Raw genomic sequence first — 1,483 nt, 5'->3', positions numbered from 1 at the left:
GGAGAAGTTATCAAAAATCTTTAATCAGAAGCTTAAGACAGGTTGTTACATCGTCTTCCCGTTTATGCGTTGTTTGCTGCGGCTTTCTTTCCAGGTTCTGGCCAGAATGTGGTATTCATACTCTATCTGACGGGTATTATGGCTGCGGTCATGACGGGTTTGATGTTGAAGAAATGTCTCTTCAATGGAGAAGTGACACCCTTTGTTATGGAGTTACCCAGCTATCACAGGCCTTCAGTTAAGCATGTATTGCTCAGAACCTGGAGCCGACTGAAAGCATTCTTGTTCAGGGCAGGCAAAGCCATTGTGATAGTGGTGATGATACTGAATACCCTGAACTCACTCGGAACAGATGGCAGTTTTGGTCATGAAGACACCCGGTCATCCGTGCTCAGTAAAATAGGTCAAACCATCACACCTGCGTTTTCTCCCATAGGTATGTCAGAAGATAACTGGCCAGCGGCTGTAGGTCTGTTCACTGGCATTCTGGCAAAAGAGGCGGTTGTTGGCACGCTCAACTCCATGTACACCTCCATTGCCGAGCAGGATAATGGCACAGAAGCCGAAGCTCATGACTTTGATGTTATGTCCGGCTTTGATGAGGCTTTGGCAACTATTCCTGCTAACCTGTCAGAGGTTGCATCTTCTCTGTTAGATCCCCTTGGCCTGAGTGTGGGTGATTTGAGTAATCTGGAATCAGTAGCGCAGGATCAGGAAGTGGAGGTCACCACCTTTGGTGTTATGCAAAGACTGTTCACCAGTGATGCGGCTGTTACGGCTTATCTCTTGATGATCTTGCTCTACACACCCTGTGTTGCAGCCTTGGGTGCTATTTACCGGGAATCAGGTCTTCGTTGGACGCTATTTGTGGCTGGCTGGACTTTCTTCATGGGATATTCAGTAGCTACTCTTTACTACCAGCTGTCGCGAATCAGTGCTCAGCCAGTAACAGCACTGAGTTGGCTATCCCTCATTATCCTGGCAATGGTACTAATGTTTCTGATTCTCAGGAGGGTAGGGCAGAGAATGGTGATCTCTCCGGAAGATGTGGCTAAGACACCCGCAAACACCACAGGGTGCCACTAATGCTGCTATCCATTAGAGACTATCTGTCAGAAAAGGGTGTCTGCACTTTGGCTGAACTCAGTCAGCATTTTGAAGTAGACCCTGAAGCCATGAAGGGTATGCTGGCCCACTGGCTCAGAAAAGGAAAGCTGGTGGAGGAATCATCTGGTTGCAAACAGGGGTGTGTCAGTTGTGCGCCTGAACAGCTGGTTGTCTATCGTTGGTTAAATTCGAGTCAGTGCGACCTGATTCCTGTTTGTTTTCAGGGTGATTAACCCGATACCGATAAACAGGGCTGCGGTATAAATCGTTAGCCTTGTTCTCGCTTTCGGGTTCCCAGCCCGGCAGCCTGAATGTATGGCTGACGATGTAACAACCTGTCTTAAGCTTCTGATTAAAGATTTTTGATAACTTCTCC

General features: G+C 47.7%; 2 protein-coding genes. Both read left to right on the top strand.

The features are described from left to right. Positions 1-108 precede the first annotated feature (108 nt). Positions 109-1,086 carry a nucleoside recognition domain-containing protein gene (locus KDK16_RS12975; protein WP_257276446.1) on the top strand — a complete coding sequence of 326 codons (978 nt, stop codon included), beginning with the start codon at positions 109-111 and terminating at the stop codon, positions 1,084-1,086. Beyond that, positions 1,086-1,340, top strand: coding sequence for a FeoC-like transcriptional regulator (locus tag KDK16_RS12970; RefSeq protein WP_257276445.1), 255 nt, complete (start codon positions 1,086-1,088; stop codon positions 1,338-1,340). Before KDK16_RS12975 ends, KDK16_RS12970 begins: the two co-directional genes overlap by 1 nt. The last annotated feature ends 143 nt before the right edge of the window (positions 1,341-1,483 follow it).

It is taken from the genome of Endozoicomonas sp. SESOKO4 (genome assembly GCF_024606275.1).
The sequence above is the reverse complement of the archived record's forward strand: the minus strand, read 5'-3'. Positions and strand labels throughout refer to the sequence as shown.